Below are 23,342 nucleotides of genomic sequence, written 5' to 3' on the forward strand. Positions count from 1 at the left end.
GAGATGACCCGCCGGGACCGGCGGCTCCTCGAGCACACGACCTCGCGTCGGCGGCTCGTCACCATCCGGGTCGTCGTCGTCCTCGCGGCGCTCGCCGGGGCGGACTACGTCGGATGGCGCTGGGTCGCCTCCGTCAACTGGCACTCGTGGTGGATCGCCGTGCCGCTCATCCTCGCCGAGACCTACAGCGTCATCGACTCGCTCCTGTTCGCGTTCGGCGCCTGGCGGATCCGCGAACGCGGCGAACCACCGGCCCCACCCGCGGAGGACGTCACGGTCGACGTCTTCATCACGACGTACAACGAACCCGTCGAGCTCGTGATGCGCACGGCGCTCGCCGCGGTGGCGATCCGGCATCCGCACACGACGTGGATCCTCGACGACGGCGCGCGGCCGGAGATCCGCGAGGCCGCCGAGGCCGCGGGCATCGGCGTGATCACCCGGTCGTCGGACTGGATCGACCGGCCGCGGCACGCCAAGGCCGGCAACCTCAACAACGCGCTGCTGGCGACCGAGGGGGAGTTCCTCCTGATCCTCGACGCTGACCAGGTGCCCGACCCGCGCATCCTCGACCGCACCCTCGGGTACTTCAAGGAACCGCGGATGGCGCTCGTGCAGACGCCGCAGTGGTTCGAGAACGTGCCCGAGTCCGACGTGCTCGGCAGCCAGGCGCCGCTCTTCTACGGACCGATCCAGCAGTCGAAGGACGGCTGGAACGCCGCCTTCTTCTGCGGGTCGAACGCGATCCTCCGCCGGGAGGCCCTGATGCAGTTGGGCGTGTCCCGGTACGTCGACGAGGTCGAACAGGGCGTGCACCGCGCGATCCGCACCTCGCGCCGGTTGCTCGCGCGGGCACGGGAGGAGGCCGAGGGCCAGCCGCGCGTGCTGCAGGCGCTCGACGAGGCCGGGGCGATCGTCGACCGCGCGCGCGCCGAGCTCGCGAACGGCGACGGCATCGCCGACGTGACCTACCGGTTCCAGCGCGGCATCGACGCGATCGCGTTCCGGTTCGCCGGTGCCGACCTCGCCGCCATGCGTCAGGACCTGGCGGAGCTCGCCGCGCTGTCCGTGGAGGCCGACACGTTCGCCGCCATCGACGACTCCGCGCTCGACCTGCTCGGCCAGCGCGACGCGTCGCCGATCGTCGCGATCGAGGCGATCTCGCTCCTCGTCGGCGCGCTCGACGTCAGCCGTGGCGACGAGGCGCAGGCGATCATGCCACTGGCCACGATCTCGGTGACCGAGGACATGGCGACCGCGATGCGCCTGCACGGCCTCGGCTGGCGGTCGGCGTACCACGACGAGCTCCTCGCACGCGGGCTGGCCCCCGAGGACCTGCCGACGATGCTGACGCAGCGACTCCGTTGGGCGCAGGGCACGATGCAGGTGTTCTTCCGCGAGAACCCGCTGGTGCAGCGGGGCTTGTCGTTCGCGCAGCGCCTCATGTACTTCTCGACCATGTGGAGCTACCTCTCCGGGTTCGCCGCGGTCGTGTACATCGCCGCGCCGGTGCTCTGCCTGGCGTTCGGGGTGGTCCCCGTCCAGGCGTACAGCGTCGACTTCTTCGCGCGGCTCATCCCGTTCCTCGTGCTCAACCAGGTGCTGTTCTGGGTGGTCGCGGCCGGACGCCCGACGTGGCGCGGGCAGCAGTACTCGCTCGCGCTGTTCCCGGTCTGGATCGAGTCGGTCACGTCCGCGTTCCGCAACGTGTACCTCGGGCAGCCGCTCGGGTTCCGCGTGACCCCGAAGACGAAACAGGAGTTCACCGGCCACCGGTGGGACCTCGTGCGGCCGCAGCTCGTCGCCATGGGGTGCCTCGTCGCTGCGCTCGTGCTCGTCGCCGTCCGCTACGCGGCGGGGCAGGCGCACGGCATCGCCCCCCTCATCAACTCGGCATGGGTCGTCTTCGACCTCGCGATCTTCAGCATCGTCATCCGGGCCGTTCACTACACGGGGCCGGATGCGCTCCGGGAGAAGGAAGAGACAGCATGATCACCGTGGACGTGGAACCCGTCGAGGGCGGCGTCGTCCTGACGCCGAAGGGCCGGCTGACGGTCGCATCGGCACCGAAGCTCCGTGCGGTCGCCACGGAGCGGCTCGAGGCGGGGGACCAGATGCTCGTCGTCGACCTCTCCGGCACGACGTTCGTCGACTCGTCCGGGCTCGGCGCGCTCGTGTCCCTGCTCAAGTCGGCGCGACAGGCGGGCGGCGACCTCCGCCTCGTGGCGCCGTCCGAGCAGGTGTCGATGGTGCTCCGCCTGACGAACCTGGACCGGATCCTCCAGCCGCGCGCATCGGTCGAGGACGCCCTCCGTGACTGAGCAGCCCGCCCCGATCACCGGTGGTCGACGCGTGCACATCGACGTGCCCGCGACACTCGAGAGCATCGAGACCCTGCAGGACGCGTTCGACCACTGGTGGACCGAGCTCGGCGACGAGGCAGCGATCGCCACGCGGTTCTCGTTCGAGACGGCGATCGTCGAGATCGCGGCCAACATCGTCGAGCACTCGCGGCGCAGCGACGCCGAGGTCGGTGGTCGCCGCTACACGCTCGACCTCGACGCGACGGACGAGGTCCTCGTCGCCGAGTTCCAGGACAACGGTCTGCCCGCCGACATCGATCTCGCGGCCGTCACCATGGCCGACATCGAGGACGAGAGCGGTCGCGGCCTCGCGCTGGCGCTCGCGAGCCTCGAGCGGCTCGACTACCGCCACGAACACGGCCGCAACATCTGGACACTCGTGTGTCGACGATGAAGCGGCGCACGACGCGCGCGGTGGCCCTGGTCATCGCGATCGCCGTGCTCGTGCTCGGGGGGACGGCGCCCGTCGCGTCGGCGGCCACCCGGTCGTCGCCCGCGGGCGTCACCGCGTCGGGGACCCCGCGCGGGTCCGGCACCTGGTTCGGGCCGGACCTCGACTGGGCGAACGACGCCCCGGACGGGTACGCGGGCCGACTCGGCGCGACGCCGTCGATGTACGGCATCGACGTCGACTACCCGGTGGACGCGCGCGCCGCCCAGCAGTGGCGGACCGCGGCGCGCCAGGCCGCCGCGCAGGGCGCCGTCCTCGTGGTGAGCTTCGAACCGAGGACCTCCCTGGCACGACTGGACGCGGCCGACGCCCGCCGCGCCGACGGACTCCTGGAACAGGTCCGGAAGCAGTACGGCACGGAGCAGCTCGTCCGGTTCGCGCCCGAGATGAACGGCACCTGGGTCCGGTGGGGGCAGCAGCCGACCGAGTTCGTCAGCGCCTTCCGGCAGCTCGCACGCGTCGTCCACGCGGGGACGTCGAAGGCCCGCATGGTCTGGTCACCCTCCTACGGCTCCGGCTACCCCTTCGGTGAGGCCGCCGGTCGCCTCGCCTCGGCGAACGCGATGGACATCGCGGCACTCGACACGAACCACGACGACCGCCTGACCGAGGCGGACGACCCGTACGCGCCGTACTGGCCGGGCAGCGCCTCGGTCGACTGGGTCGGTCTGTCCATGTTCTTCTTCGGCAAGGGCAAGGCGACCGCGGCGGCGGGCCGATCGGTGTCGCTCTCGCAGAACGCGGCACCCGTCGCGGGTGAGGTCGACCGACGCTTCGACGAGTCCTGGGGGTACACCCAGCCCCAGGACCGCACCTTCTACCAGCGGTTCGCGGTCGGGGAGCACCGGCCGCTGCTGCTCGACACCGGCGCGCTGGACGTCCACTCGCTCGGCGGGGCCGCCGAGCTGACGGTCAAGCAGGGCTGGTGGCGCCAGATCATCGCCGCGTTGCCGAGCCACCCGCTCGTCCGGGGCGTCACCTGGCTCGAGGCCGACCGCGAGGAACCCGAGGCGGGCAACCGGGTCGCGGACTGGCGGGACACCGCGGTCCGGGGGATCGCCGGGTCGTTCCGGACCGACCTGCAGGACGCCGGACGCTTCGTGTTCGGACCCGTCACGGACCGCTTCACCGCCCAGCAGGGCAGCGCGGCGACGAACCAGCAGCTCGAGACCGGCGGCGACCAGATGGCCTGGATCGTCGCGTGCGCGGTCGTGCTCGCGCTGACGTTCCTGCTGTCCGGGCTCGTCGGTCGGCTCGCGCCGTCCTGGCGGTACGACGACGACGGCAAGCCCGGGCGCGACCTCCGGATCGACCTGTTCCGCGGGTTCATCATCCTCGCGGTCGTGATCACGCACGTCGAGCTCGCCGGGCCCTACTCGTACCTCACCCTGCACGCGATCGGCGCGATCACGGGCGCCGAGATGTTCGTGTTCCTCAGCGGACTCGTGCTCGGCATGGTCTACCCGCTGGGCGTCGCGCGGTTCGGCGAGTGGGCCTCGGCGGTGAACGCGTGGCGGCGCGCCCGGAAGCAGTACCTCGTCACGCTCGGGGTGATCCTGGTCGTCTTCGCGCTGAGCTTCGTGCCGTTCCTCAAGGCGTCGGCGATCACGACGTTCACGGACCGGGGCACGGGCACCGGCGGGGTCGGCGCGGAAGGCCGCGTCTACGACCTCTACCCGAACGCCATGCGGCTGCTCGACTACCCGCCGCCCTGGTACGCCGTCCGGCAGTTCCTGCTCCTCGAGATGGGCCCGTGGCCGTTCAACATCATGGGGCTCTTCGTGGTGCTCAGCATCGCGATCCCGGTGCTCATGTGGATCATCCGGCGCCGTGCGTGGTGGGCGCTGCTCATCGTCAGCTGGGCGCTCTACGTGCTCGATGCCGTGCGTCCCGACCTGTCGCCGCTACCGTCGCAGTTCGAGGCCGTGTTCCCGCTCTTCACCTGGCAGGTGGTGTTCACCCACGGGCTCGTGCTCGGGTACTACCGCCGGCGGATCGTGGCCGCGCTGACGAGCCGTGTCGGCAAGCTGCTCATGGCGATCGGCGTCGTCGGGTACGCCGGGTTCCTCGTCTACGTCTGGGCGGGTCACGTCGCCGGGTTCACCCCGACGCCGTTCCCCGCGGGGATGTACGACGAGCTGTACAACACGGCGTACCAGCGCGTCGACCTGCAGTGGGGCCGGCTCGTCGACATCGCGTTCTTCGCGGTCGTGTCGTACGCGGTGCTCACCGTGTTCTGGAAGCCCATCAACGCCGCGATCGGGTGGCTGTGGATCCCGCTCGGGCAGGCGAGCCTCTACGTGTTCGTGTGGCAGGTGTTCTTCGTGCTGCTCATCGCGTCGATCCCCGGCCTCGACAGGTCGAACGTCCTCGAGGGCACGCTCATCCACACCGCGATGATCCTGCTCAGCTGGTACATGGTGCGGAAGCGGTTCCTGTTCGCGGTCATCCCGCGGTAGCCGTCAGGCGGAGTACGTCGCCGACAGCGCGCGCCGGAGCACCTTGCCGCTCGGCCCGAGCGGCAGGGAGTCGACGACGTGGAACACCCGCGGGTACTTGAACGCGGCCACGCGCGTGCGCATGAACGCGTCGATGGCGGCGACGTCGGCGTCCGGGTCGCGGAGCACGACCGCCGCGTGGACCTCTTGTCCGTGCACGTCGTGGTGCACCCCGAACACCGCCGCCGACGTGACGTCCTCGTGCCGGTGGAGCACCGACTCGACCTCGGACGGGTACACGTTGTAGCCGTTCCGGATGATCATGTCCTTCTTGCGGTCGACGATCGTCACGTAGCCGTCAGCGCTCATCGTGCCGATGTCGCCCGTGCGGAGCCACCCGTCGCACATGGCCGCGGCCGTGGCCTCGGGCTGACCGAGGTAGCCGGTGAACAGGTTGTGTCCGCGCACGACGAGCTCGCCGGTCTCGCCCGGGGCGACGGGCACGACGCGGTCCTCGACGTCCGCGTCCGCGATGACGACGTCGACGCCCCAGATGGGCAGTCCGACGCTCCCGGCACGGCTCGGGACGCCCTTCGGGTTCACGGCGATGACAGGCGAGGTCTCGGTCATGCCGTAGCCCTCCTGGATCGGTGCGCGGAACGTCGCCTCGAACCGCTCGAGCACGGCCTCCGGCAGCGCGGAACCGCCGGAGATGCAGAAGCGCAGCGGTGGCCGTTCCGTGGTGTCGCGGGCGGCCTCGAGCAGGGCGATGAACATCGTCGGCACGCCGTCGAACGCCGTCACGCGGTGCCGGACGCACAGGTCGAGCGCCGTCGCCGCATCGAAGCGTGGCAGCAGCACGATCGTCGCGCCCCGGCGGAGCGAGGTGTTCATGACGACCGTCTGCCCGAACGTGTGGAACAGCGGCAGGCCGCCGAACACGACGTCCTCCTGTCGCAGGTCGAACAGGTCGATGAGCGACACGTTCACCTGCTCCATGAGCGCGAAGTGCGAGCCGACGGCACCCTTCGGCGTCCCCGTCGTGCCGCTCGTGTACAGGACCGTCGCCGGTTCGAGCGGGTTCACCGCGACGTACTCGTCGATCGGGTCTGCACCGCCCTCGAACTCGGCCAACGTGACGTCCGCCCCGACCTCCGCTGCCGACACGGCCCCGACCGCCACGACGAACGCGCCGACGTCGCGGGCCGCCGGTCCGGCCTGCGGCAGGATCGACGCCGACGCGACGAGCACCCGGGCCTCCGAGTCCCGGAGGACGTGGGTGATCTCGTCGCGCTTGAAGAGCAGGTGCACGGGCACGACGACCGCGCCCATGGCGAGGACCGCGAAGTACACGCACGGGAACTCCGTGATGTTCGGGAGCATGACGGCGACGCGGTCGCCGGGTCGGACGCCCTGCGCCCGCAGCGCACCCGCGATCGCCCGGACCCGTTCCCACAGGTCCGCGTACGTCAGGGTCTCGGTACCGCCGTCCGGGAGGGCCGTGATCACGGCCGCCTTCGACCGCTGCCGCCGCGCTCCCTCGGCCGCGATCGCCGCGACGTTCATCGTCCCGAGTCCGGGATCGGGCATGGTCTCCTCCTCATCGCGGTGCGCGTCGACGGCCCCTCCCAGGGGCGCAGGACGGCTGCGGCCATCGACGGTGTCCCGACTCCGCGTTCCGGGAGATGGTTGGTCCTCCGGTGGCCGGCGTGGCGATGCCCTGTGCTCATCCTGCCAGCCGCGTCCGTCGCGCGACCATCCCGCGAACGGGAGGCGTCGGACCGGCCGACCCGTGCCTCCCGGACGCGGCGCTGCAGACGGGCCCGGGCCCGCGGGTCCCGATCGCATCGACGACGCACCATTGACGACACGGAGTGTCATGGTGCAGAGTGATGACATTGCGTGTCGTCAAGTGGAGGAGCTGACTCATGGTGGAGAACGAGGCCGTCTGGCTGCGGAGTCCGGTCGGGCGGTTGCGGATCGGCCCCGCGCCGATGCCCACCCCTGGCCCGGGTGAGATCGTCGTGCGCGTGCGTGCCGTCGCCGTGAACCCGGTCGACGCGATGTCCGGCCTCGCGCGTCCGTTCGTGACGCCGTGGCTGCGGTACCCGGCGGTACTCGGCTCGGACGTCGCCGGCGAGGTCGTCGCCGTCGGACCGGACGTGCGGCGGTTCGCGGTCGGGGCGCGCGTGCTCGGTTCCGCCGCGGGGCAGGAGCGACACCGGAACGCCGCTGCCGAGGGCGCCTTCCAACGATTCGTCCTGCTGCAGGAGCGCAACTGTGCCCCGGTGCCGGCGTCGATGCCGCTCGAGGACGCCGCGGTGCTGCCGCTCGCGCTGACGACCGCGGCGGCCGGCCTGTACGAGCCGGACCAGCTCGGCCTGGCCGGGCCCACCCTGGACCCCGAGCCGCGTCGAGCAGTCGTCCTGGTGTGGGGTGCGTCGACGAGCGTCGGGTGCAACGCCATCCAGCTCGCGCGGGCCTCCGGGTACGACGTCCTCGGGACCGCGTCCGACCGGAACCACGATCTCGTGCGCGGACTCGGCGCCGAGCAGGTGTTCGACTACCACGACCCGGACGCCGAGCGGCGGATCACCGACGCGATCGGCGACCGGCCGCTCGCGGGAACGATCGCGATCGGCGCGGGCTCGCTCACCCGGACCCTCCGCGTCGTCCGCGCCAGCGCGGGGAGTCGACGCCTCGCTTCGGCCTACCCCACCCCGGCGACGCGACTCCGTGCGCGGTCCGCACGGCGCGAGGGCATGACCGTCTCCGCGATCTGGGGTGGAACGCCCTTGGTCAGCCAGGTGGGTCCGCTCGTCTACGAGGCGTTCCTGCCGCAGGCCCTGGCGACGGGCCGCTACGTCGCCGCTCCGGAGCGGGAGGTCGTGGGGCACGGGATCGCTGCTGTCCCCGAGGCGCTCGCCCGGCTGCGGCGTGGTGTCTCGGCGCGGAAACTCGTCGTCACCCTCGACTGAGCGCGCGCTCCTGGCGCTCCGCGCGCGGCCCGACCCATGACGAACGGGAGGCGGCGAGCCGTCGTGCTCACCGCCTCCCGTCATCGGGACCCGCCGGAGGTCAGGGCAGGTAGTACGTCGGGTTCGGCAGCTTCACCGACCGGTCGGCCGAGCCGCCGATGAGGTCGCTGTACTGGTCGCCCCAGTTGCTGACGATGTCGTACCGGCCGCCCGCAGCCGACTCGATGTGGGCGCGCGTCTGCGACTTGTACTCGATCGTCGTGCAGGACGCGGCCGCGCAGTGCACGTACGGCGGCTGCTGCGAGGCACCGACGCCGGTCCACTTCGTGTAGTAGGTCCGGTTGCCGTGCTGCGTCGCGGCGAACTCGGGGTACCCGACCTTCCGCAGGTTCGCGATCGTCGCTGCCTGCTGGCCCTCGTTCCGGCCCGTCAGCCCGATGACCGTGCAACCGGCTGCGCGGGCGACCGCGACGAGCGAGGTCATCGACGGCGTCGCCGGGAACCGCTGGCCCTGCACCCAGACGTCCTGCTCGGCGGGCGAGAACGTGAAGTGCATGTCCGCGACCTCCATGTCGTACGTCCACAGGGTCGTGTCGTCGGCGTCGAGGACGATCGCGGGGTTGCGGTGCCGGGCCCTCGCGATCGCGCACTGCGCCACCACGACCGGCGCCTGTCGCGCGACGATCGACCGCACCTCGCGGATGTAGGGGCTGTCGGACTTGTTCGCGATGCCCGTGCCCGGGTCGCCGTAGTACGTCGCGATCGTCTTCTTGACGGAGTCGATGTTCGGGATGCCCTCGCCGCCCTGCGTCGCGCCCGATGAGCCGTCGTGCGCCATCGTGAAGTGCGTCCGGGGCGCCAGCCAGGGCTCCGAGACCCCCGGCAGGTCCGCCGAGGGGAGGAAGTAGGTGGGGTTCGGGAGCTTGAGGGTGTGCTCGGCGTACCCGCCCTGCAGGTCGGAGTACTGGTCGCCCACGTTGAGCGTGATCGTGTAGCCGAGGTCCTGCTCGATGTGCTTGCGCGTCCCCGCCTTGAACTCGACCGTCGTGCACGTCGCGACGCACGTGACGTACGAGGGCTGCTGGGAGGCGCCGACGCCGGTCCACTTCGTGAAGAAGTCGTCGGACGTGAATCCGTCGTACCCGTCCTTCGACAGGTTGGCGAGGGTCGCGGCCTTCTGGTCGTCGTTGCGGCCCGTGACGCCGAAGATCGTGTAGCCGATCGCCGCCGCCCGGTTCACGAACGACACCATCGACGGGGTCGCGGGGAACCGCTCGCCCTGCACCCAGACGTCCTGCTCGGCGGGCGAGAACGTGAAGTGCATGTCCCCGACCTCCATGTCGTACGTGAACAGCGTCGTGTCGTCGCTGTCGAGCACGATGGCCGGCTTCTCGCCCGCGGCCACCGCGGCGTCGTACTGGCGCTGGAGCTGGCCGCTCTCCCGCCGCACGATGGCGGCCATCTCGCGGATGTAGGGGCTGTCGGTCTTGTCGGCGATGCCCGTGCCCGGGTCGCCGTAGTAGGTCGCGATCGTCTTCTTGACGGAATCGATGTTCGGGATGCCCTCGCCACCCTGGGTCGCGCCCGAGGAGCCGTCGGGCGCCATCGTGAACTGCGTCCGTGGTGCGAGTGCCCGGTCGACGCCACTGCCGACCCCGCCCTGACGGTGGTCCGGCGTGATCGTCGTGGTGTGGTGCCCGACGACGGGCGACGCGGTCGCGGCCCCGGCGCCCAGGAGTGTCGACCCGAGCACGAGGCCGGCGGTCGTCACCCCCACGACGGCGAGTCGGACGGCGGTGGTGGAGCTGCTGATCCCCTGATGTCTGCGCAACTGGTTCTACCGTTCTCGTGGATGCACCCCGTTCGGGGGTGTGCTCGGCACGATACCTGGGGATCGGCACAGGAACGAGCATGAATTCGCCGAGGCGACGAACGGTTCCGTGCCTGAGGATCCGTCAAGGTGGCGTTCCACCCGATCGCGTGGCAGAGCAGGATGACGACGGCGGCGCCGACCCGACGGCGCTGCCGGGAGGCAGGACCATGCGCATCCTCGCGTACATCCTCAGCGTGCTCGTGTCGACGGTGCTCAGCATCGGCGGAGCACTGCTCGTGGCGATCCAGCTGCGGGGCGGCCCCGACGGTCTCGTCGTGGCGGCCGGCACGGGCGTCGCCCTCATCGTGTACGGTCCGCTGCTCCTCGGGTCGTGGAACACGTTCTGGGATCGACGGTCCTCGCCCGACGCTGGTCGGTACCTGCGTCGGGTGGGCGTCGTCGTGCTCGCGGTCGACCTCGCCGCGGTCGGCCTGCTCGTCGTCGCGACGGTGGTCGCGGGCGGACCCGTGTGGGTGCCCGTGCTCGTCGCGCTCGTGACCGCGCTGCTGCTCGTCGTCGCGAGACCGCTCGGTGACCGCCTCCGGCGCGCCGAGCGCCCACTGGCGTCGCCCTACCGGTGGCAACCCGTGGAGCCCGGTCTGATCCGTCGGAAGCTCCTGATCGTGTCGGTGGTGTTCGCTGGCATGGTGGTCCTCGCGTCGGCGTGGGTCGTCGTCGAAGCGGTGTCCGGACGCGAGCGTGGTCATGACCTCGCGGCGACGGGACTCCTCGGGGCGGAGATGACGTTCATGGTCCCGGCGTTCGTGATGGTCGTCCTGGTCGTGCCGCTCCAGCGCCGGTTGCGGGATGCGGCGGGCCGCGATCTCGCACGCCTCCGGCAGTTCAACAAGGTCGTCCTCCGTGGGAAGGCCCTCGACCTCTCGGCGGCGGACCAACGGGCTGCGGCGCGGTACGCCTCGACGGTCCCGACGGTCCTCGGGCTGCAGATCGGGTACTTGGCGCTGTTGTACGCCGGGATCGCCTGCAACGAGTTGTCGTTGACCCTCGACGGGATGACGCGGCTCGGCATCGTCTACCTCGGGGTCCTGGTCGTCGGGGCCGCGGTCGCCATCCCCGCGGCGGTCGTGCGGATGCGTCGCGCTCGCGCCTACGCCGTCACGCACGCCGACCTCCTCGCCGACCACGGCGGTGACGACGGGGTCGCGGCCGCGAACGTCGTCTCGGTCGCCCCGCCGGCGAGCGCTGGCATGTGACGGGCGGGAGGCCGTCCACCGTCGTGCGCAGCGCCTCCCGTTCGTCGTTCCTGCGGCTCAGCCGCCGGGCGTCAGTGATGGCGTCGTGGTCGGCACGGCCGACGACTCCGCCCGCTTGGCGAGTTCGTTCAGCGCCGCCTGCGCCAGGTCCCGGAGCTGCTGCGGCGTCAGCTTCGACAGGTCCGGGGATCCGGCCGATCCGGAGGCTCCGCTCGAGCCCGAGGCACCGGTCCCGCCGTCCGTCCCCGCGGACTCCGTGCCCGATCGGGTCACGACGTCGCCGTTCGCGTCGTACAGCGTGGCCGCGCCCGCAGCGTCGATGACCGCGCGGTAGACGACGCCCTGGGACTGCCCGATGGAGGCGACCCACTGGTTGCGTGCACCCGGCACGATCTCGAAGATCTTGAGCCCGCTCGCCCAGTCGGGCAGGTAGCTGTAGGTGGTCTTGATGGTCGAGGCCACCGACGAGTTCGCCTGCCGCGCGGACCCCTTCTCGTACTCGTAGACCGTGATCGGGTTCCGGCTGCCGGCGTGACCGACCGAGGCGTCGACGACGGAGAGCGCGACGACCGAGGACGACGACCCGGGCGGGGTGAGCGGGGTGACGTACGTGGCGTGGTCGTCGCTCGCGCGGCGCAGTCCGAGCTCGGACGGGTTGAACGAGTCGGGGTTGTCCGAGTCGTCCGACGTGTCCTCGTACCCGGAGCGGTGGAACCAGTAGTCGCCGAACGACCCGAGCGCGCGCAGGGCCGTCCGCTGTCGCTTCGCCAGGGACTGCGGGTACGCGGGGCCGGGGAGGTCGGCGGCCCCGGTCACGATACGGACGTGCCCGGTGCGCCCGTCGTACAGGGCGTCGCCGGCGAAGTCGTACGACGTGTCCCAGAACCCGTGCACCTGGGTCAGCGGCACGACGACCTCGGGGGTGCGGCCGTCGCAGTACCCGTACACGTCGGTCGGGTCGAACCCGACGGTCGGCGGGGTCGCGGCGTCGATCGCGCGGGTGAGGGAGTTCGTCGGCAGGGAGCCGCCGACGCGGAGCCGTGCCGTGCGCGTGAAGTCGCACGTCGTCACCTGGTCGGGCTCGGTCTGCCCGAAGAGGGGCATGTCCTGCACCTGGACGCTCTCGTAGCCGGCGAGGAACCCGCGACGCTGCACGAGCGCGTCCCACAGTCCGTGGCCGCGCTGGTCGGTGAGCGACTTGACCGGCAGCGCGGTGCCCGTCGTGTCGCCGAGGTTCTTGGTCGACGAGGTCGCGGCGACGTCGTACGGGGAACGTTCGGCGAAGCTCGGTGCCGGGTGGTCGACGGTCCGGACGTCGGCGACGTACAACCGGTCGACGTCGTACGCGTGCCGGACCCAGGCGACCACGGATCCGGCGAAGACGAGCACGAGCGCGGCCGCGAGCACGGCCCGGAGCGACGGCCCGACGCGGAGTCCCACGAGCACGAGCGCGGCCAACACCGCGAGGGGGATGAGGACGAACGCACCGGCGACACCCGTGCGCACCACGCCGTGTGCGACCTGCGGACCCCACAGCCAGGCGATCAGGGCGACGACGGCGATCCCGACCGCGGCGGCCGTGATGCGGGGACCGGTCAGGGGCGGCAGGAAGCGCATCCGACGATCATTCACCACGGAGTGACGAGCTGCTCCCGCGGCAGTCCGTTCCGCGCGGCCCAGCGGTCGAACGCGCCGCCGTCGTTGAGGGGTGCGTCGCGGTCCACCCGGTGGCCCAGGTCCCGGAGGCGCACCGCGAGTGCGTGTCCCTCCGCGCGCAGCGGTCGGACCCCGACGCCCACGACGGCGGAGCCGGCGAGCACGGCGAGGGCGGCGACCACGACGCCGACCGGTGCGGGTGCCAGGGCGGCGGCGGCCGCGGCGACGACGAGGAGCACGATGAACGCGGCGAGGGCGCGGTAGGCCGGCAGGCGGACGCCGGCCAGGCGGCGGGCGTTCTCCGGGCCGATGCGCGCCGCCCAGATCCGGTCGCTCGCGGTGGTGTTCCATCGGCGGATGACGGGCATGTCGTCACCGTACGGAGGCGCCGGCGTTCGGTCATCCCCCAGATCGCGCGCCACCGGACGGGTCGCATCGAACCTGTGGAGACCCGCAGGCGCGCACGGCCCGCTGCCAGGGCGACCGTCAGACGGTTACCAATACGTTATCTTCTCGTGTCCCGCGCTCGGCGGGACGAGGAAGGGACACATGGCAGGACGACACGCGCTCCCCGTCGAGGACCGCCGCACCCGACGTGCCGACACCAGCGCCGTTCGTCCCCGTCCCACCGCAACCGTCGCCGAGCGCGTCGTCGTCGTCGCCTCGCCCCTCGCCGAGCACCGCCCCGCCGAGGCGAGCCGCCGGGCCGAGATCCGCCGTGCCGAGGCCCACCACGCCGCAGCCCGCCTGGCCGCGGTCCGTCGGGTCACCGCCGCCCGCGCCCTGCCGGTCGTCGCGACCGCCCCGGCCGTCGCCGCCCCGGTCCTCCGTCACGAGCGCCGTGCCGTGAGCGCGAAGCGTCTCTCGCTCATCGTCGCCCCGATCCTCGCCATGACGTCGTGCATCGCGTTCGGGCTCCCCGCCAACGCGGACACGCTGAGCAGCGCCGCCGCGGCCGTCACCTCGTCGACCCCCGGCGCACAGCAGTACACCGTGTCGCGGGACATCACGCTCCCCGTCATCGAGCACGACGGCACGACGATCATCGCCGCGCCCGCCCCGACCGAGGTCGTCGTCAGCGGCGGTGCGACCGTCTCCGGCGCGCAGAGCGCGATCGTCGACGCCCTGAGCGCCGGCGGCAAGCGTGCGCAGGTCATCCAGACCGCGCTGACCTACCTCGGCGACACGTACGTCGAGGGCGGCGCGACCCACGCGGGCATCGACTGCTCGGGCCTCGTCATGGTCTCGTACGCGTCGGTCGGGATCCCGCTCGTCCACTACGTGCCGACGCAGGACGCCGCTGCGACGACGATCCCCGAGTCCGAGGCGCAGCCCGGCGACCTCGTCGTCTACGACAGCGAGGCCCACATCGGCCTCTACCTCGGCAACGGCCTCGTGATCCAGGCACCGCACCCGGGCGAACCCGTCGACATCATCCCGATGTTCTCCGCCCCGCACCACTTCGCGCGGGTCCTGCCCGCCGACTGACCGGCGGACGGGAGGCGCGGGACCGGCGCGCCCCGGACCTCCCGGGATCGTGTCTGTCAGGAGGCGCGGGACCAGGCCGATCCGCACCTCCCGGCGTCCGCGCCGATCGTGCTCAGACCGGCTCGACCTCGACGCCCGGTGCGGCCGGCAGGATCCGCCGACGACCGAGGTCGTCGAGGAGCTCGACGAGACGGTCGGCGCTGTCGTGGCACTCGCCGAACCCGGCCTGCCGGAGCTTGATCACGTTCGACACGTTGTCCCACGTCGAGCCGAGGATCATGTCCCCGAACCGCCAGTCGACGAGCTCCGTGTACGTGGTCGGAACGAGACCGTGCCGCTCCACCATGCGGTTCCACAGGTCCTCGCGCGGTGGCATCACGGTCGCCAGGGGGAGCGTCTGCGGCTCGCCGAGCTCGAGGCCGAAGTGGTCCGCGAGTCGCTTCCAGAGGTGACTCCACCGCACGACGTCGCCGTTGGTGATGTTGAACGCCTCGCCCGCCGCGGTCGGCGCCGAACCGGCCCAGTCCGTCGCGCGCGCGAGGAGCTCGGCGTCCGTCATCTGGTACAGGATCCGGTCGTACGTCTCGCGCTGCCCCGGGAACCGGAGCGGCAGACCGAGCTCGCGGGTCATCGCGACGTAGGTGCCGATCGCCATAAGGAGGTTCATCGGCGTGCCCTGCGCGTACCCCATTACGGCCTCGGGCCGGAACACCGTGAGCGCGAACCCCCGCTGGGCCGCACGCTCACGCAGCAGGTCCTCTTGGTCGTAGTAGAAGTTCGGCACGAGGAGACGCGGGTCGTCCTCCTTGGCGGGCGTCGTGAACCGGCCGAGGTGGGCGCCGTAGTACTTCATGCCCTGGTAGAGCGTCACGTGCCGGAGTGGAGCGCCGAGCCGGTCGAGTGCGTCGAGGGTGTGCTCGAGGAGTGCCACGTTCGGGCCGATCTGCTCCGCGAGGTCCGCCTTCTCGATGTACGCGGCGAACGCGAGGCGCGTCGTGTCGGACGCCGCGCGCAGCCCCTCGACGGCGGCGTCGGCGTCGAGCAGGTCCACCGGCAGGTGGGTCCAACCGGACACGCCCTGCGGCGCCCGGCGGCTGATGCCCCGCGTCGTCACACCAGTGCGGGCGAAGTGCTCGACGACGCTGCGACCGACGACGCCGCCAGCACCGGCGACCAGGACCGCGTCGTTCGTCGGGGCGGTGGTCTCGGTCGTCATGGGCGTCCTAGGTCTCGTCGGCTCCTGCGATCGTGCGCGCGGCGTTCCGGACGCCGGCACAGAGCAGCCCGACCTCGGGTTGCATCGACACGATCTCGTCGAACCCACTCTGCACCTCGGAGTACCCGAGGAGCCCAGCGACCGCTTGTCGGGGGATCGCGTGGGTCCGGAGCATCCACTGCCCGCTCGCGGCGAAGCACGGCGTCATCGTGCGCTGCGGCGCGTCCACGGGGAGCGACGCCGCCCGCCCGAGCCGGTGGGTGTCCGGCCAGCCGTCCACGTCGATCAGTCCCGTCGACGGAGCGCGGACGAATCGCGGAAGAAGTCCTCGTAGCGATCGTCGTGCCCTGTCTCGGGCGCGTACCCGCGGCGCCACAGCTTGCGCTGCCGCTTGAACGTCGTGATGCGGACCGGTGCGACGCCCGGTTCGGACTCGTACGAGCTCATGCCCATCATCCCTGTCGTCATGCGCAGTCGTGACGATGCCGGGACTGCCCCGACGCAGTTCCCGGCTTCCGTCTGGTAGTGCCAACCGTACCTCGGATGAGGGGCAGAATGTCGGTTCTCGTCCGTTCGATGCGGGACTGGCCCAGGTGCTTCGCGCAGCGGCTCTCGTGCGCCGTCAGGTCCTGCGCGGCAACCGGTCCGGCGACCCGGCTCCGCGCACGGCTGCCGCGTGGGACGTGTGGACGTAGAGTGGGGCATGGCCGTCCAGACCGCAACGATCATCGCGCTCGTCGGTGCCGGTGCCACGGGCCTCCTCGACGAACTCGGCGCACTCCGCGGGGTCGACGCCCTCCGACTCGGCGAGGCGGACGCCGACGGCACCGCGCGGATCAGCGCATCGAACGGGACGTACGTCGTCCACGACGCCGACCCCCTGGCGCACGTCGCCGCCGCGTGGGTCGAGTTCTTCGACGACCGCAGCACGCTCGGCACGCTCGAGCTCGAGGTCGAGACGGCGCTCGCCGCCTTCGCCGCGGGCCACCGCGTCATGCCGGACTACTACGTCGTGCTCGACCCGGAGTCCGTCGAGGGCACCTGGCGGCACTGGTGGTTCGGGGCGCTCGCCGTCGAGGGACCGCGACGGGTGCTGCCCGAGCCGGCTTCGGCCTGGGCGGTCCGGAAGCGGCTCGGACGGCTCCCGATGGCACCGCGTTGGAAGGACCCGGCGGCCTGGTTGCCCGACCTGCGGTTCACGATCCCGGACCGCACGGGTCTCGCGGGACTGGGCTGAGCGATGTCCGTCAGGTCGTCGGCTGGTCGTTGTCCTTCATGGCGCCCCAGCCCGTCCACCGGTCGATCTCGATGACGCCCGTGGTGCGCGGCCGGACCTGGTCCGGGTAGGCGCCGCCCGTGTAGTGGGTCGAGATGCGGTCGATGTCCCGGAGGCCCTCGTCGGCGTACAACTCGACCACCCGGCCGATCAGGGTGACGTGGGTGTACCAGTCGCCCTCGGCGAGGACCGTCAGGCTGACGCGCTGGTCACGCCGCAGGTGCTTGAGGCGCACACGGCTGTCGTCCATGCTCACGAGGACCCGGCCGTCCTGCCACAGGTACCAGGTGGCCGCGGTGACGGGCGTGCCGTCCGACCGCAGGGTGGCGATGACGGCGGGGTTCGGCTGCTGGAGCATCGCGACGGCGTCGTCGGGGAGCGGTGGCAGGGACATGTGGTCTCCGTTCGTCGTGGGATCGGTCCCCGTCATCCTGGCAGGTGCGACCTCGACGGTCGGCCGGGGGCTCGCTGGGTGTGGAGGGCCGCGGTCGCGGTAGACCAGGAGGATGCGCGTCATCGGAGTACAGGAGTTCGGAGGGCCCGAGGCCCTCGCCGTCCACGAGGTCCCGGAGCCGCACGCCGGCCCGGGCGAGGTGCGGATCGGGGTGCGGGCGTTCGCCGTCAACCCGACCGACGCCGGTGTGCGCGGCGGCGGACGCGACCTCGGCGGCGCCCAGCCCCCGTACGTGCCCGGCATGGACGCCGCCGGCATCGTGGACGAGGTGGGCGAGGGCGTCGACCAGTGGCAGACGGGCGACGAGGTCATGGCGATCGCGCTGCCGCTGCGCGAGCACGGGGGAGCGTACGTCGAGCACCTCGTCGCCGCGCCGGACTCGATCGCCCGGATCCCGGCGGGTGTCGGCTTCGAGCAAGCCAGCACGCTCCCGATGAACGGGCTGACGGCCGTGCGGATCCTCGAGCTCATGCACCTCGAGCCCGGCCAGACCCTGATGGTGACCGGAGCCGCCGGGACCCTCGGCACGTACCTCGTGCCGCTCGCGAAGCAGGCCGGACTCGTCGTGATCGCCGACGCCGCCGAGAAGGACCGTGCGCTCGTCGAGTCGCTCGGTCCCGACCACGTCGTCGAACGCGGGGACGGGGTGGTCGATCGGATCCGGGCGATCGTGCCCGACGGGGTCGACGGTCTCGCGGACACCGCGCTCTTGCACGAGCAGGTCGTCCCCGCGATCCGGGACGGGGGCGTCTTCGTCGCCGTGCGCGGCTGGCCGGGCAACGGCGAGCGGGGCATCCGGTTCGAGCGCGTCATGGTGTTCGACGAGTACCACTCCGGACACAAGCTCGACCGGCTCCGGCAGGACGTCGAGGACGGCCTGCTCACCCTGCGCGTCGCCGAGGTCCTGCCCGCCGCGGACCCGGAGTCGGCCCGCGACGCCCACCGGCGCATGGAGGCCGGGGGCGTCCGTGGTCGGTTCGTGCTCGTCTGGTGACACCGGGCCGGGAGGCGGTGCGAGCGCGGGTGGGCGGGGGCGCGGTCCTCGTCGTACCCGCGCCGTCGCCGTGATGACGCGGCTCGGTGCGTCCGGGTGACCGGACGGGTGAATCCGGGCGGGACGCATCCCCGACGACCGGCGGGAGGCCGTCGGCCGCGGACCGGAGCGTGACGGCGGCGACCTAGCGTCGGCGGGTGGCCCCGTTCCTCCCGACCGACAGCAGACGAGTCATGGCGATCCGGCGGCTCGTCGGGTTCGCGGTGCTCCCCGTCGTCGGCGGGCTCGCACCACTCGTCGCGGTCCCCGCGGTCGCCGCGCGGTTCGGTGCGGAGGGGTGGCGCGACGTCGCGGTCGGGCAGTCGATCGGGGCGGCCGCGGCGGTCGTCGTCGAGCTCGGTTGGGGGATCAGCGGGCCGCAGCGGTCCGCCCGTCAGTCGCTCGGCAACCTCCGTCGCTCGGTCGGGCTCGCACTCGTGACCCAGGTGCTCGTCCTGCTGCCGGTGACCGCGGGTGTCTGGGTCGTCGCGCACCTGGTACCCGTCGGTGCTCCCGCGCTCGTCGGCTGGATCGGCACCGCGGGGGCACTCGGTTCGGTCAACGTCGTCTGGTGCTGGATCGGCCTCGGGCGGCCGGGGCCGATCCTCTGGGCGGACACACTGCCCCGCACGCTGCCGGTCGTCGTCGCCGCGGTCGCCCTCGCTGCCGGTGCGCCGCTGTGGGTGTTCCCCCTCGCCCTGGTCGTCAGCGGACTCGTGCCGGTCGTGCTCGGGACGACGCTGCTCGGCATCGGACCGGCGACCCTGCGACAGCTCACCCCGCGGCTCGTCGTGCGCGCCGTCCGGATCCAGCTGCAACCGCTCCTCGGACGCGTGCTCAGCGCCACCTACATCAGCGTCCCGATCACGCTCGCCGGCGTCAGTGCGCCCGGGGCCGTCGCGGTGTTCGCCGCCGCTGACCGGCTCCAGCGATGGGCGCTCACCGCGCTCAAGGCCCTGCCGACCGCACTCCAGGGGTGGGTGGGTGGCCCCGCCGATCCGGACCGGCGGATCCGCCGGGCCTGGGTCGCGCTCTGGGGGAACGTCGGCGTCGGGGTCCTCGTCGGCGCCGGGTTCGTCGTCGTGGTCCCCGCGGTCTCGCGCGGGTTCTTCGCCGGCGTCGCCACCGTCGCGCCCGACCTCGCCGTGCTGAGCGGCCTGCTCGTCGTCGTCGTCACGACCTCGCGGGCCACCGGTGGCCTGGTGCTCGTGGCGCTCCGCGGGGTCCCCGCGATCACCCTGAGCGCCGCCGCCGGATGCCTGGTCGGGGTGCCCGGGGTGCTCGTCCTCGCCCGCGTCGACGGTGCGCGCGGAGCGATGCTCGGGGTGCTCTCCGCCGAGGCCGCGGTGCTCGCCGTGCAGGTCGTCGCCGTCGTCGTGCTCGATCGGCGGCGGCGACGGCGCGTCCGGCGGGCCACATCGGTCCTCCGCGTCGCACACGTCCGCGTCGACGACCCCGCCTACCCGCGCAACGCCCGCGTGCGCCACCACCTGCGTGCGGCGGGGTTCACGGTGGACGTCGTCCGGCGCCACCGGGGCGGGAGCGTCATCGGACGGATGACCCGCGACGTCCGCACGGTGCTCGGGCTCCGTGGGTACGACGTCCACCTCCTCGCCGAGATGTCGCTCGTCGTCGCACCGCTCGTCGCACTCGTCGCGCGGCTCCGCGGCGGGGTCGTCGTCGTCGATCGGTTCGTCGGGCAGTACGAGACGGACATCGACGACCACGGTCTTGCGGCCCCGCGGTCACTCCGCGCCCTCCGCTGCCGGGTCGTCGATCGCCTGGCCGAACGCTCCGCCGACGTGCTGCTCATCGACACCGAGGTGCGGGCCGCGGCGCTCCGGGAACGGGTGCCGGCGCGGACGGCCGTGGTGAGCCTCCCCGTCGGGGCGCCGGCGTGGGCGGGCCCGGCGGCGGTCCCGCCGGCGGAGGCTGGCGCCATGGCCGTGTCGCGCGCCGGCGCTGCTGCCGACGTTGCTGCGGGCGCTGCTGCCGGCGCGGGCGCCGGCGCTGCCGCTGAGGCCGGCACGTTGCCCTCGGGTCGCGCGGCCGCTGCGTCCGGGCCGCTCCGCGTGCTGTTCTACGGCCACGACGTCCCGCTGCACGGCGTCCCGGTCATCGTGTCGGCGCTCGGCGAGGTCGGTCGTCCCGTCCGCGCGACGTTCGTGTCGTACGCCTCCGTCCTCGAGCGGATCCGCGCACAGCTCCACGACGAGGGCGACCGCGTCGACGCGACCCTGCTCGAACCCGTGCCGGCAGAGGAGCTCGCCACGGTCATCGCCAACCACGACGTCGTCCTCGGGGTGTTCGGCACGTCGGACAAGGCCCGGTCCGTGATCCCGAACAAGGTGTGGCAGGGGCTCGCGTGCGGGCGGACCGTCATCACGGCGGCGAGCCCGGCGCTCGCGGAACTCCGCCCGCTCGTCGGTCCTCAGCTGGTCGAGGTGCCGCCGGGCGACGCCGAGGCGTTGGCCGGTGCCCTGCGCGCGGTCGTCGACGGCCCGGTGCTCTCGGACGGTCCGTGGGTCGGCACGGCCGAGCGGCTCGAGGCGTACGCCGCCGCGAGGCACGCACGGTTCGCCGCGCTCCTCCGCCAGCGGTGTGCGGCGCGTGCGGGAGCCTGAGGTGCGACGACCCGGCGGGTGCGCCCGCGGACGACGACCTGGCGGGTGCGCGCGCGGACGACGACCTGGCGGGTGCGCGCGCGGACGACGACCTGGCGGGTGCGCGCGCGGACGACGAGGGCGCCGCCAGACGACAGCGCAGTCGTCGTCCATGCGCACGTCCGAGTCGGCCGACCCGTGCCACCACTCCCGCAGACGCCACCACCGGTCGTACAGTGACGGGAGGGGCGCGCGATGGAGCGCGCCACGGGAGGACCCCACATGACCACGCTCAGCAACGCCACCCTCGACACGCTCACCGGCGTCGCCGTGCCCACCTACGACCGGAGCGCCGTCACGACCGGCATCGTCCACTTCGGCCTCGGCAACTTCCACCGGGCGCACCAGGCGATGTACGTCGACCGGCTCATGAACGCCGGGGGAGAGCTGTGCTGGGGGATCACCGGCGTCGGGGTCATGCCGCGCGACGCCGAGATGCGCGACGCGCTCGACTCCCAGGACCACCTGTACACGCTCGTGCTCAAGCACCCCGACGGGACCCTGGAGCCCCGTGTCATCGGCTCCGTCGCGGACTTCCTGTACGCCCCGGACGACCCGGAGGCCGTGCTCGCCCTGATGGCCGCGCCCACCACGCGCATCGTGTCCCTGACCGTCACCGAGGGCGGTTACAACATCGATCACGTCACGGGGCAGTTCGTCCTCGTCGCCCCGGCGATCGCCGCGGACCTGACGCCCGGGGCGACGCCGACGACGATGTTCGGGTTCATCACCGAGGCCCTGCGCCGCCGCCACGACGGGGGCATCCCGCCGTTCACCGTGATGTCGTGCGACAACATCCAGGGCAACGGCGACACCGCCCGGCAGACCATCGTCGCGTTCGCCACCGCAAAGGACCCGGAGCTCGGCGCGTGGATCGAGCGGCACGTGTCGTTCCCGAACTCCATGGTCGACCGGATCACCCCGGTCACCACGGATGCCGACCGCGCGATGGTCCGGGACGAGTTCGGCATCGACGACGCCTGGCCCGTCGTCGCGGAGCCCTTCGAGCAGTGGGTGCTCGAGGACCGGTTCACCCTGCGCCGTCCGCTGTACGAGACGGCTGGCGTGCAGGTCGTCGAGGACGTCGTGCCCTACGAGCTCATGAAGCTCCGCCTGCTCAACGCCTCGCACCAGGCGATGGCGTACTTCGGCCTCCTGTCCGGACACACCTACGCGCACGAGGCCGCGACCGACCCGCTGATCGCCCGGCTCCTCGAGCGCTACATGGACGAGGAGGCGACGCCCACGCTCGACCCCGTGCCGGGCATCGACCTCGACCAGTACAAGGCGACGCTCATGGAGCGGTTCGGCAACCCCGCGATCCTCGACACGCTCGCGCGGCTGGCCGCCGAGTCGTCGGACCGGATCCCGAAGTGGCTGCTGCCGGTGGTGCGCGCCGACCTGGAGGCGGGCCTCCCCATCGACCTGGCGGCGGCGGTCGTCGCGAGCTGGGCCCGGTACGCCGAGGGTGTCGGCGAGCACGGCGAGCGGTTCGAGATCGTCGACCAGCTCCGCGACGTCCTCATGCCGGCGGCGGCGCAGCAGCGGTCGGACGACCTCGCGTTCCTGCGCAACCGGGACGTGTTCGGGGACCTCGTCGACGACGAGCGGTTCACGACGCCCTATCGCCGCAGCCTCGGCACCCTCTGCTCCGCCGGTGCGCAGGCGGCGCTCGACGAGGTCCTGTCGGTCCGCCGCTGACGCAAGGCCCGCCCGGAGGCTGCCCCGCCCCGCCCTCCGCCGGCACCGCTTCCGAATCCGCTGGCTTCCGACAGAACCGCGGTCGGACGACGACGGCGGCGTCGTCCTATCTGCACGCCTCATGCGCATGCGCATACGACGACGTCCCCGCGGTCGTTCGACCGCGGGAACGTCGTCGTGACGGGAGGCCCGACGTGAATCGGCCCGCTCGGCGCGTATCTCCTGCCGAACCGGGCCTGTACGGCCTCCGCCTCACCCGTGTTCGAGCAGAGCGCGTCTTCTACCCCGCCATCGACTGGGTCAGAGTCCCAACTGTCGCCGTTTCGCGTTCGCCTGCAGGGTCTGACCGTTCAGCGTGAAGATGTCGACGAGCGTGCCGATCCCGAGGAACCCGAGGGTGAAGATGTACGCGATGCCGAGACCGACGCGGCCGAGGTAGAACTTGTGCACACCGATCGCCCCGAAGAAGATCAGCAGGATGTAGGCGATGTGCACCTGCTTGTCGTACGGGTGGAAGTACGCGGGGGAGGGCGTGTAG

The 23,342-nt window shown here is 72.2% G+C and carries 20 protein-coding genes; 11 read left to right on the top strand and 9 right to left on the bottom strand.

Annotated features, from left to right (window positions below):
• Positions 1 to 3: 3 nt before the first annotated feature.
• The 4 genes from DEI81_RS14575 to opgC are packed head-to-tail and all read left to right on the top strand — an operon-like array spanning position 4 to position 5,273.
• A complete protein-coding gene (locus DEI81_RS14575; RefSeq protein ID WP_111011474.1) occupies positions 4 to 1,992 on the top strand; it encodes a glycosyltransferase family 2 protein in 1,989 nt (662 codons plus the stop codon).
• The gene (locus DEI81_RS14580; RefSeq protein WP_111011459.1) at positions 1,989 to 2,321 is read left to right on the top strand and encodes an STAS domain-containing protein; all 333 of its coding nucleotides are present in this window, start codon (positions 1,989 to 1,991) and stop codon (positions 2,319 to 2,321) included. Before DEI81_RS14575 ends, DEI81_RS14580 begins: the two co-directional genes overlap by 4 nt.
• Positions 2,314 to 2,757, top strand: a complete 444-nt coding sequence (locus tag DEI81_RS14585; RefSeq protein ID WP_111011460.1) for an ATP-binding protein — start codon at positions 2,314 to 2,316, stop codon at positions 2,755 to 2,757. The genes DEI81_RS14580 and DEI81_RS14585 overlap by 8 nt, the downstream gene beginning before the upstream one ends.
• Complete coding sequence (gene opgC, locus DEI81_RS14590; protein ID WP_258368769.1) at positions 2,754 to 5,273, top strand: OpgC domain-containing protein; 2,520 nt, start codon at positions 2,754 to 2,756, stop codon at positions 5,271 to 5,273. The genes DEI81_RS14585 and opgC overlap by 4 nt, the downstream gene beginning before the upstream one ends.
• A gap of 3 nt (positions 5,274 to 5,276) precedes the next feature.
• Here opgC and DEI81_RS14595 read toward each other — a convergent pair whose 3' ends face one another.
• Positions 5,277 to 6,842 carry a long-chain fatty acid--CoA ligase gene (locus tag DEI81_RS14595; protein WP_111011461.1) on the bottom strand — a complete coding sequence of 522 codons (1,566 nt, stop codon included), beginning with the start codon at positions 6,840 to 6,842 and terminating at the stop codon, positions 5,277 to 5,279.
• 338 nt (positions 6,843 to 7,180) lie between these two features.
• On the opposite strand from DEI81_RS14595, the gene DEI81_RS14600 reads away from it, so the two are divergent.
• Positions 7,181 to 8,230: a zinc-binding alcohol dehydrogenase family protein gene (locus DEI81_RS14600; protein WP_111011462.1), complete on the top strand. Its 1,050-nt coding sequence runs from the start codon at positions 7,181 to 7,183 to the stop codon at positions 8,228 to 8,230.
• A gap of 100 nt (positions 8,231 to 8,330) precedes the next feature.
• Here DEI81_RS14600 and DEI81_RS14605 read toward each other — a convergent pair whose 3' ends face one another.
• Complete coding sequence (locus tag DEI81_RS14605; RefSeq protein WP_258368771.1) at positions 8,331 to 10,061, bottom strand: HAD family acid phosphatase; 1,731 nt, start codon at positions 10,059 to 10,061, stop codon at positions 8,331 to 8,333.
• Positions 10,062 to 10,210: 149 nt separating this feature from the next.
• On the opposite strand from DEI81_RS14605, the gene DEI81_RS14610 reads away from it, so the two are divergent.
• Entirely contained in the window at positions 10,211 to 11,317 is a 1,107-nt protein-coding gene (locus DEI81_RS14610; protein ID WP_111011463.1) for a hypothetical protein, read from the top strand.
• Positions 11,318 to 11,374: 57 nt separating this feature from the next.
• On the opposite strand, the gene DEI81_RS14615 is transcribed toward DEI81_RS14610, so the two are convergent.
• Together DEI81_RS14615 and DEI81_RS14620 are read right to left on the bottom strand one after the other, a co-directional pair.
• Entirely contained in the window at positions 11,375 to 12,934 is a 1,560-nt protein-coding gene (locus DEI81_RS14615; RefSeq protein WP_111011464.1) for a hypothetical protein, read from the bottom strand.
• Between the two features lie 11 nt (positions 12,935 to 12,945).
• Positions 12,946 to 13,341 (bottom strand): hypothetical protein, encoded by a 396-nt coding sequence (locus DEI81_RS14620; RefSeq protein ID WP_111011465.1) that lies wholly within the window; start codon positions 13,339 to 13,341, stop codon positions 12,946 to 12,948.
• A gap of 181 nt (positions 13,342 to 13,522) precedes the next feature.
• Here DEI81_RS14620 and DEI81_RS16630 point away from each other — a divergent pair, with 181 nt between their 5' ends.
• Complete coding sequence (locus DEI81_RS16630; protein WP_258368772.1) at positions 13,523 to 14,461, top strand: C40 family peptidase; 939 nt, start codon at positions 13,523 to 13,525, stop codon at positions 14,459 to 14,461.
• Between the two features lie 112 nt (positions 14,462 to 14,573).
• On the opposite strand, the gene DEI81_RS14635 is transcribed toward DEI81_RS16630, so the two are convergent.
• Genes DEI81_RS14635 through DEI81_RS16325 form a run of 3 tightly spaced genes read right to left on the bottom strand, consistent with a single transcriptional unit; the run spans position 14,574 to position 16,124 of the window.
• Complete coding sequence (locus DEI81_RS14635; protein ID WP_111011466.1) at positions 14,574 to 15,677, bottom strand: SDR family oxidoreductase; 1,104 nt, start codon at positions 15,675 to 15,677, stop codon at positions 14,574 to 14,576.
• Positions 15,678 to 15,684: 7 nt separating this feature from the next.
• Positions 15,685 to 15,957: a hypothetical protein gene (locus DEI81_RS14640; protein WP_111011467.1), complete on the bottom strand. Its 273-nt coding sequence runs from the start codon at positions 15,955 to 15,957 to the stop codon at positions 15,685 to 15,687.
• A 5-nt stretch (positions 15,958 to 15,962) separates the two neighbouring features.
• Entirely contained in the window at positions 15,963 to 16,124 is a 162-nt protein-coding gene (locus tag DEI81_RS16325; protein ID WP_181435443.1) for a hypothetical protein, read from the bottom strand.
• 256 nt (positions 16,125 to 16,380) lie between these two features.
• Between DEI81_RS16325 and DEI81_RS14645 the strand changes: the two genes are divergently transcribed.
• Positions 16,381 to 16,914, top strand: coding sequence for a hypothetical protein (locus tag DEI81_RS14645; protein WP_111011468.1), 534 nt, complete (start codon positions 16,381 to 16,383; stop codon positions 16,912 to 16,914).
• Between the two features lie 10 nt (positions 16,915 to 16,924).
• On the opposite strand, the gene DEI81_RS14650 is transcribed toward DEI81_RS14645, so the two are convergent.
• Positions 16,925 to 17,347, bottom strand: a complete 423-nt coding sequence (locus DEI81_RS14650) for a PPOX class F420-dependent oxidoreductase (RefSeq protein ID WP_111011478.1) — start codon at positions 17,345 to 17,347, stop codon at positions 16,925 to 16,927.
• A gap of 112 nt (positions 17,348 to 17,459) precedes the next feature.
• Between DEI81_RS14650 and DEI81_RS14655 the strand changes: the two genes are divergently transcribed.
• The 3 genes from DEI81_RS14655 (at position 17,460) to DEI81_RS14665 (ending at position 22,804) form a co-directional block, all read left to right on the top strand.
• The gene (locus DEI81_RS14655; RefSeq protein WP_111011469.1) at positions 17,460 to 18,401 is read left to right on the top strand and encodes an NADP-dependent oxidoreductase; all 942 of its coding nucleotides are present in this window, start codon (positions 17,460 to 17,462) and stop codon (positions 18,399 to 18,401) included.
• A 197-nt stretch (positions 18,402 to 18,598) separates the two neighbouring features.
• Positions 18,599 to 21,064, top strand: coding sequence for a glycosyltransferase (locus tag DEI81_RS14660; protein WP_146244122.1), 2,466 nt, complete (start codon positions 18,599 to 18,601; stop codon positions 21,062 to 21,064).
• Between the two features lie 261 nt (positions 21,065 to 21,325).
• A complete protein-coding gene (locus DEI81_RS14665; RefSeq protein WP_111011471.1) occupies positions 21,326 to 22,804 on the top strand; it encodes a mannitol dehydrogenase family protein in 1,479 nt (492 codons plus the stop codon).
• A 300-nt stretch (positions 22,805 to 23,104) separates the two neighbouring features.
• Here DEI81_RS14665 and DEI81_RS14670 read toward each other — a convergent pair.
• The coding region (locus DEI81_RS14670; protein WP_146244123.1) for an NINE protein at positions 23,105 to 23,342 on the bottom strand (238 nt) is incomplete at its 5' end.

It is taken from the genome of Curtobacterium sp. MCBD17_013 (assembly GCF_003234565.1).
In the GTDB taxonomy this organism is placed as follows: Bacteria; Actinomycetota; Actinomycetes; order Actinomycetales; family Microbacteriaceae; genus Curtobacterium.

Excerpts from the sequence above, each read along its gene's own strand:
- DEI81_RS14575 (WP_111011474.1), top strand. The coding sequence starts at position 4 with ATGACCCGCCGGGACCGGCGGCTCCTCGAGCACACGACCTCGCGTCGG.
- DEI81_RS14580 (WP_111011459.1), top strand. The coding sequence starts at position 1,989 with ATGATCACCGTGGACGTGGAACCCGTCGAGGGCGGCGTCGTCCTGACG.
- opgC (WP_258368769.1), top strand. The coding sequence starts at position 2,754 with ATGAAGCGGCGCACGACGCGCGCGGTGGCCCTGGTCATCGCGATCGCC.
- DEI81_RS14595 (WP_111011461.1), bottom strand. The coding sequence starts at position 6,842 with ATGCCCGATCCCGGACTCGGGACGATGAACGTCGCGGCGATCGCGGCC.
- DEI81_RS14600 (WP_111011462.1), top strand. The coding sequence starts at position 7,181 with ATGGTGGAGAACGAGGCCGTCTGGCTGCGGAGTCCGGTCGGGCGGTTG.
- DEI81_RS14615 (WP_111011464.1), bottom strand. The coding sequence starts at position 12,934 with ATGCGCTTCCTGCCGCCCCTGACCGGTCCCCGCATCACGGCCGCCGCG.
- DEI81_RS14620 (WP_111011465.1), bottom strand. The coding sequence starts at position 13,341 with ATGCCCGTCATCCGCCGATGGAACACCACCGCGAGCGACCGGATCTGG.
- DEI81_RS16630 (WP_258368772.1), top strand. The coding sequence starts at position 13,523 with ATGGCAGGACGACACGCGCTCCCCGTCGAGGACCGCCGCACCCGACGT.
- DEI81_RS14635 (WP_111011466.1), bottom strand. The coding sequence starts at position 15,677 with ATGACGACCGAGACCACCGCCCCGACGAACGACGCGGTCCTGGTCGCC.
- DEI81_RS16325 (WP_181435443.1), bottom strand. The coding sequence starts at position 16,124 with ATGAGCTCGTACGAGTCCGAACCGGGCGTCGCACCGGTCCGCATCACG.
- DEI81_RS14645 (WP_111011468.1), top strand. The coding sequence starts at position 16,381 with ATGGCCGTCCAGACCGCAACGATCATCGCGCTCGTCGGTGCCGGTGCC.
- DEI81_RS14650 (WP_111011478.1), bottom strand. The coding sequence starts at position 17,347 with ATGTCCCTGCCACCGCTCCCCGACGACGCCGTCGCGATGCTCCAGCAG.
- DEI81_RS14655 (WP_111011469.1), top strand. The coding sequence starts at position 17,460 with ATGCGCGTCATCGGAGTACAGGAGTTCGGAGGGCCCGAGGCCCTCGCC.
- DEI81_RS14665 (WP_111011471.1), top strand. The coding sequence starts at position 21,326 with ATGACCACGCTCAGCAACGCCACCCTCGACACGCTCACCGGCGTCGCC.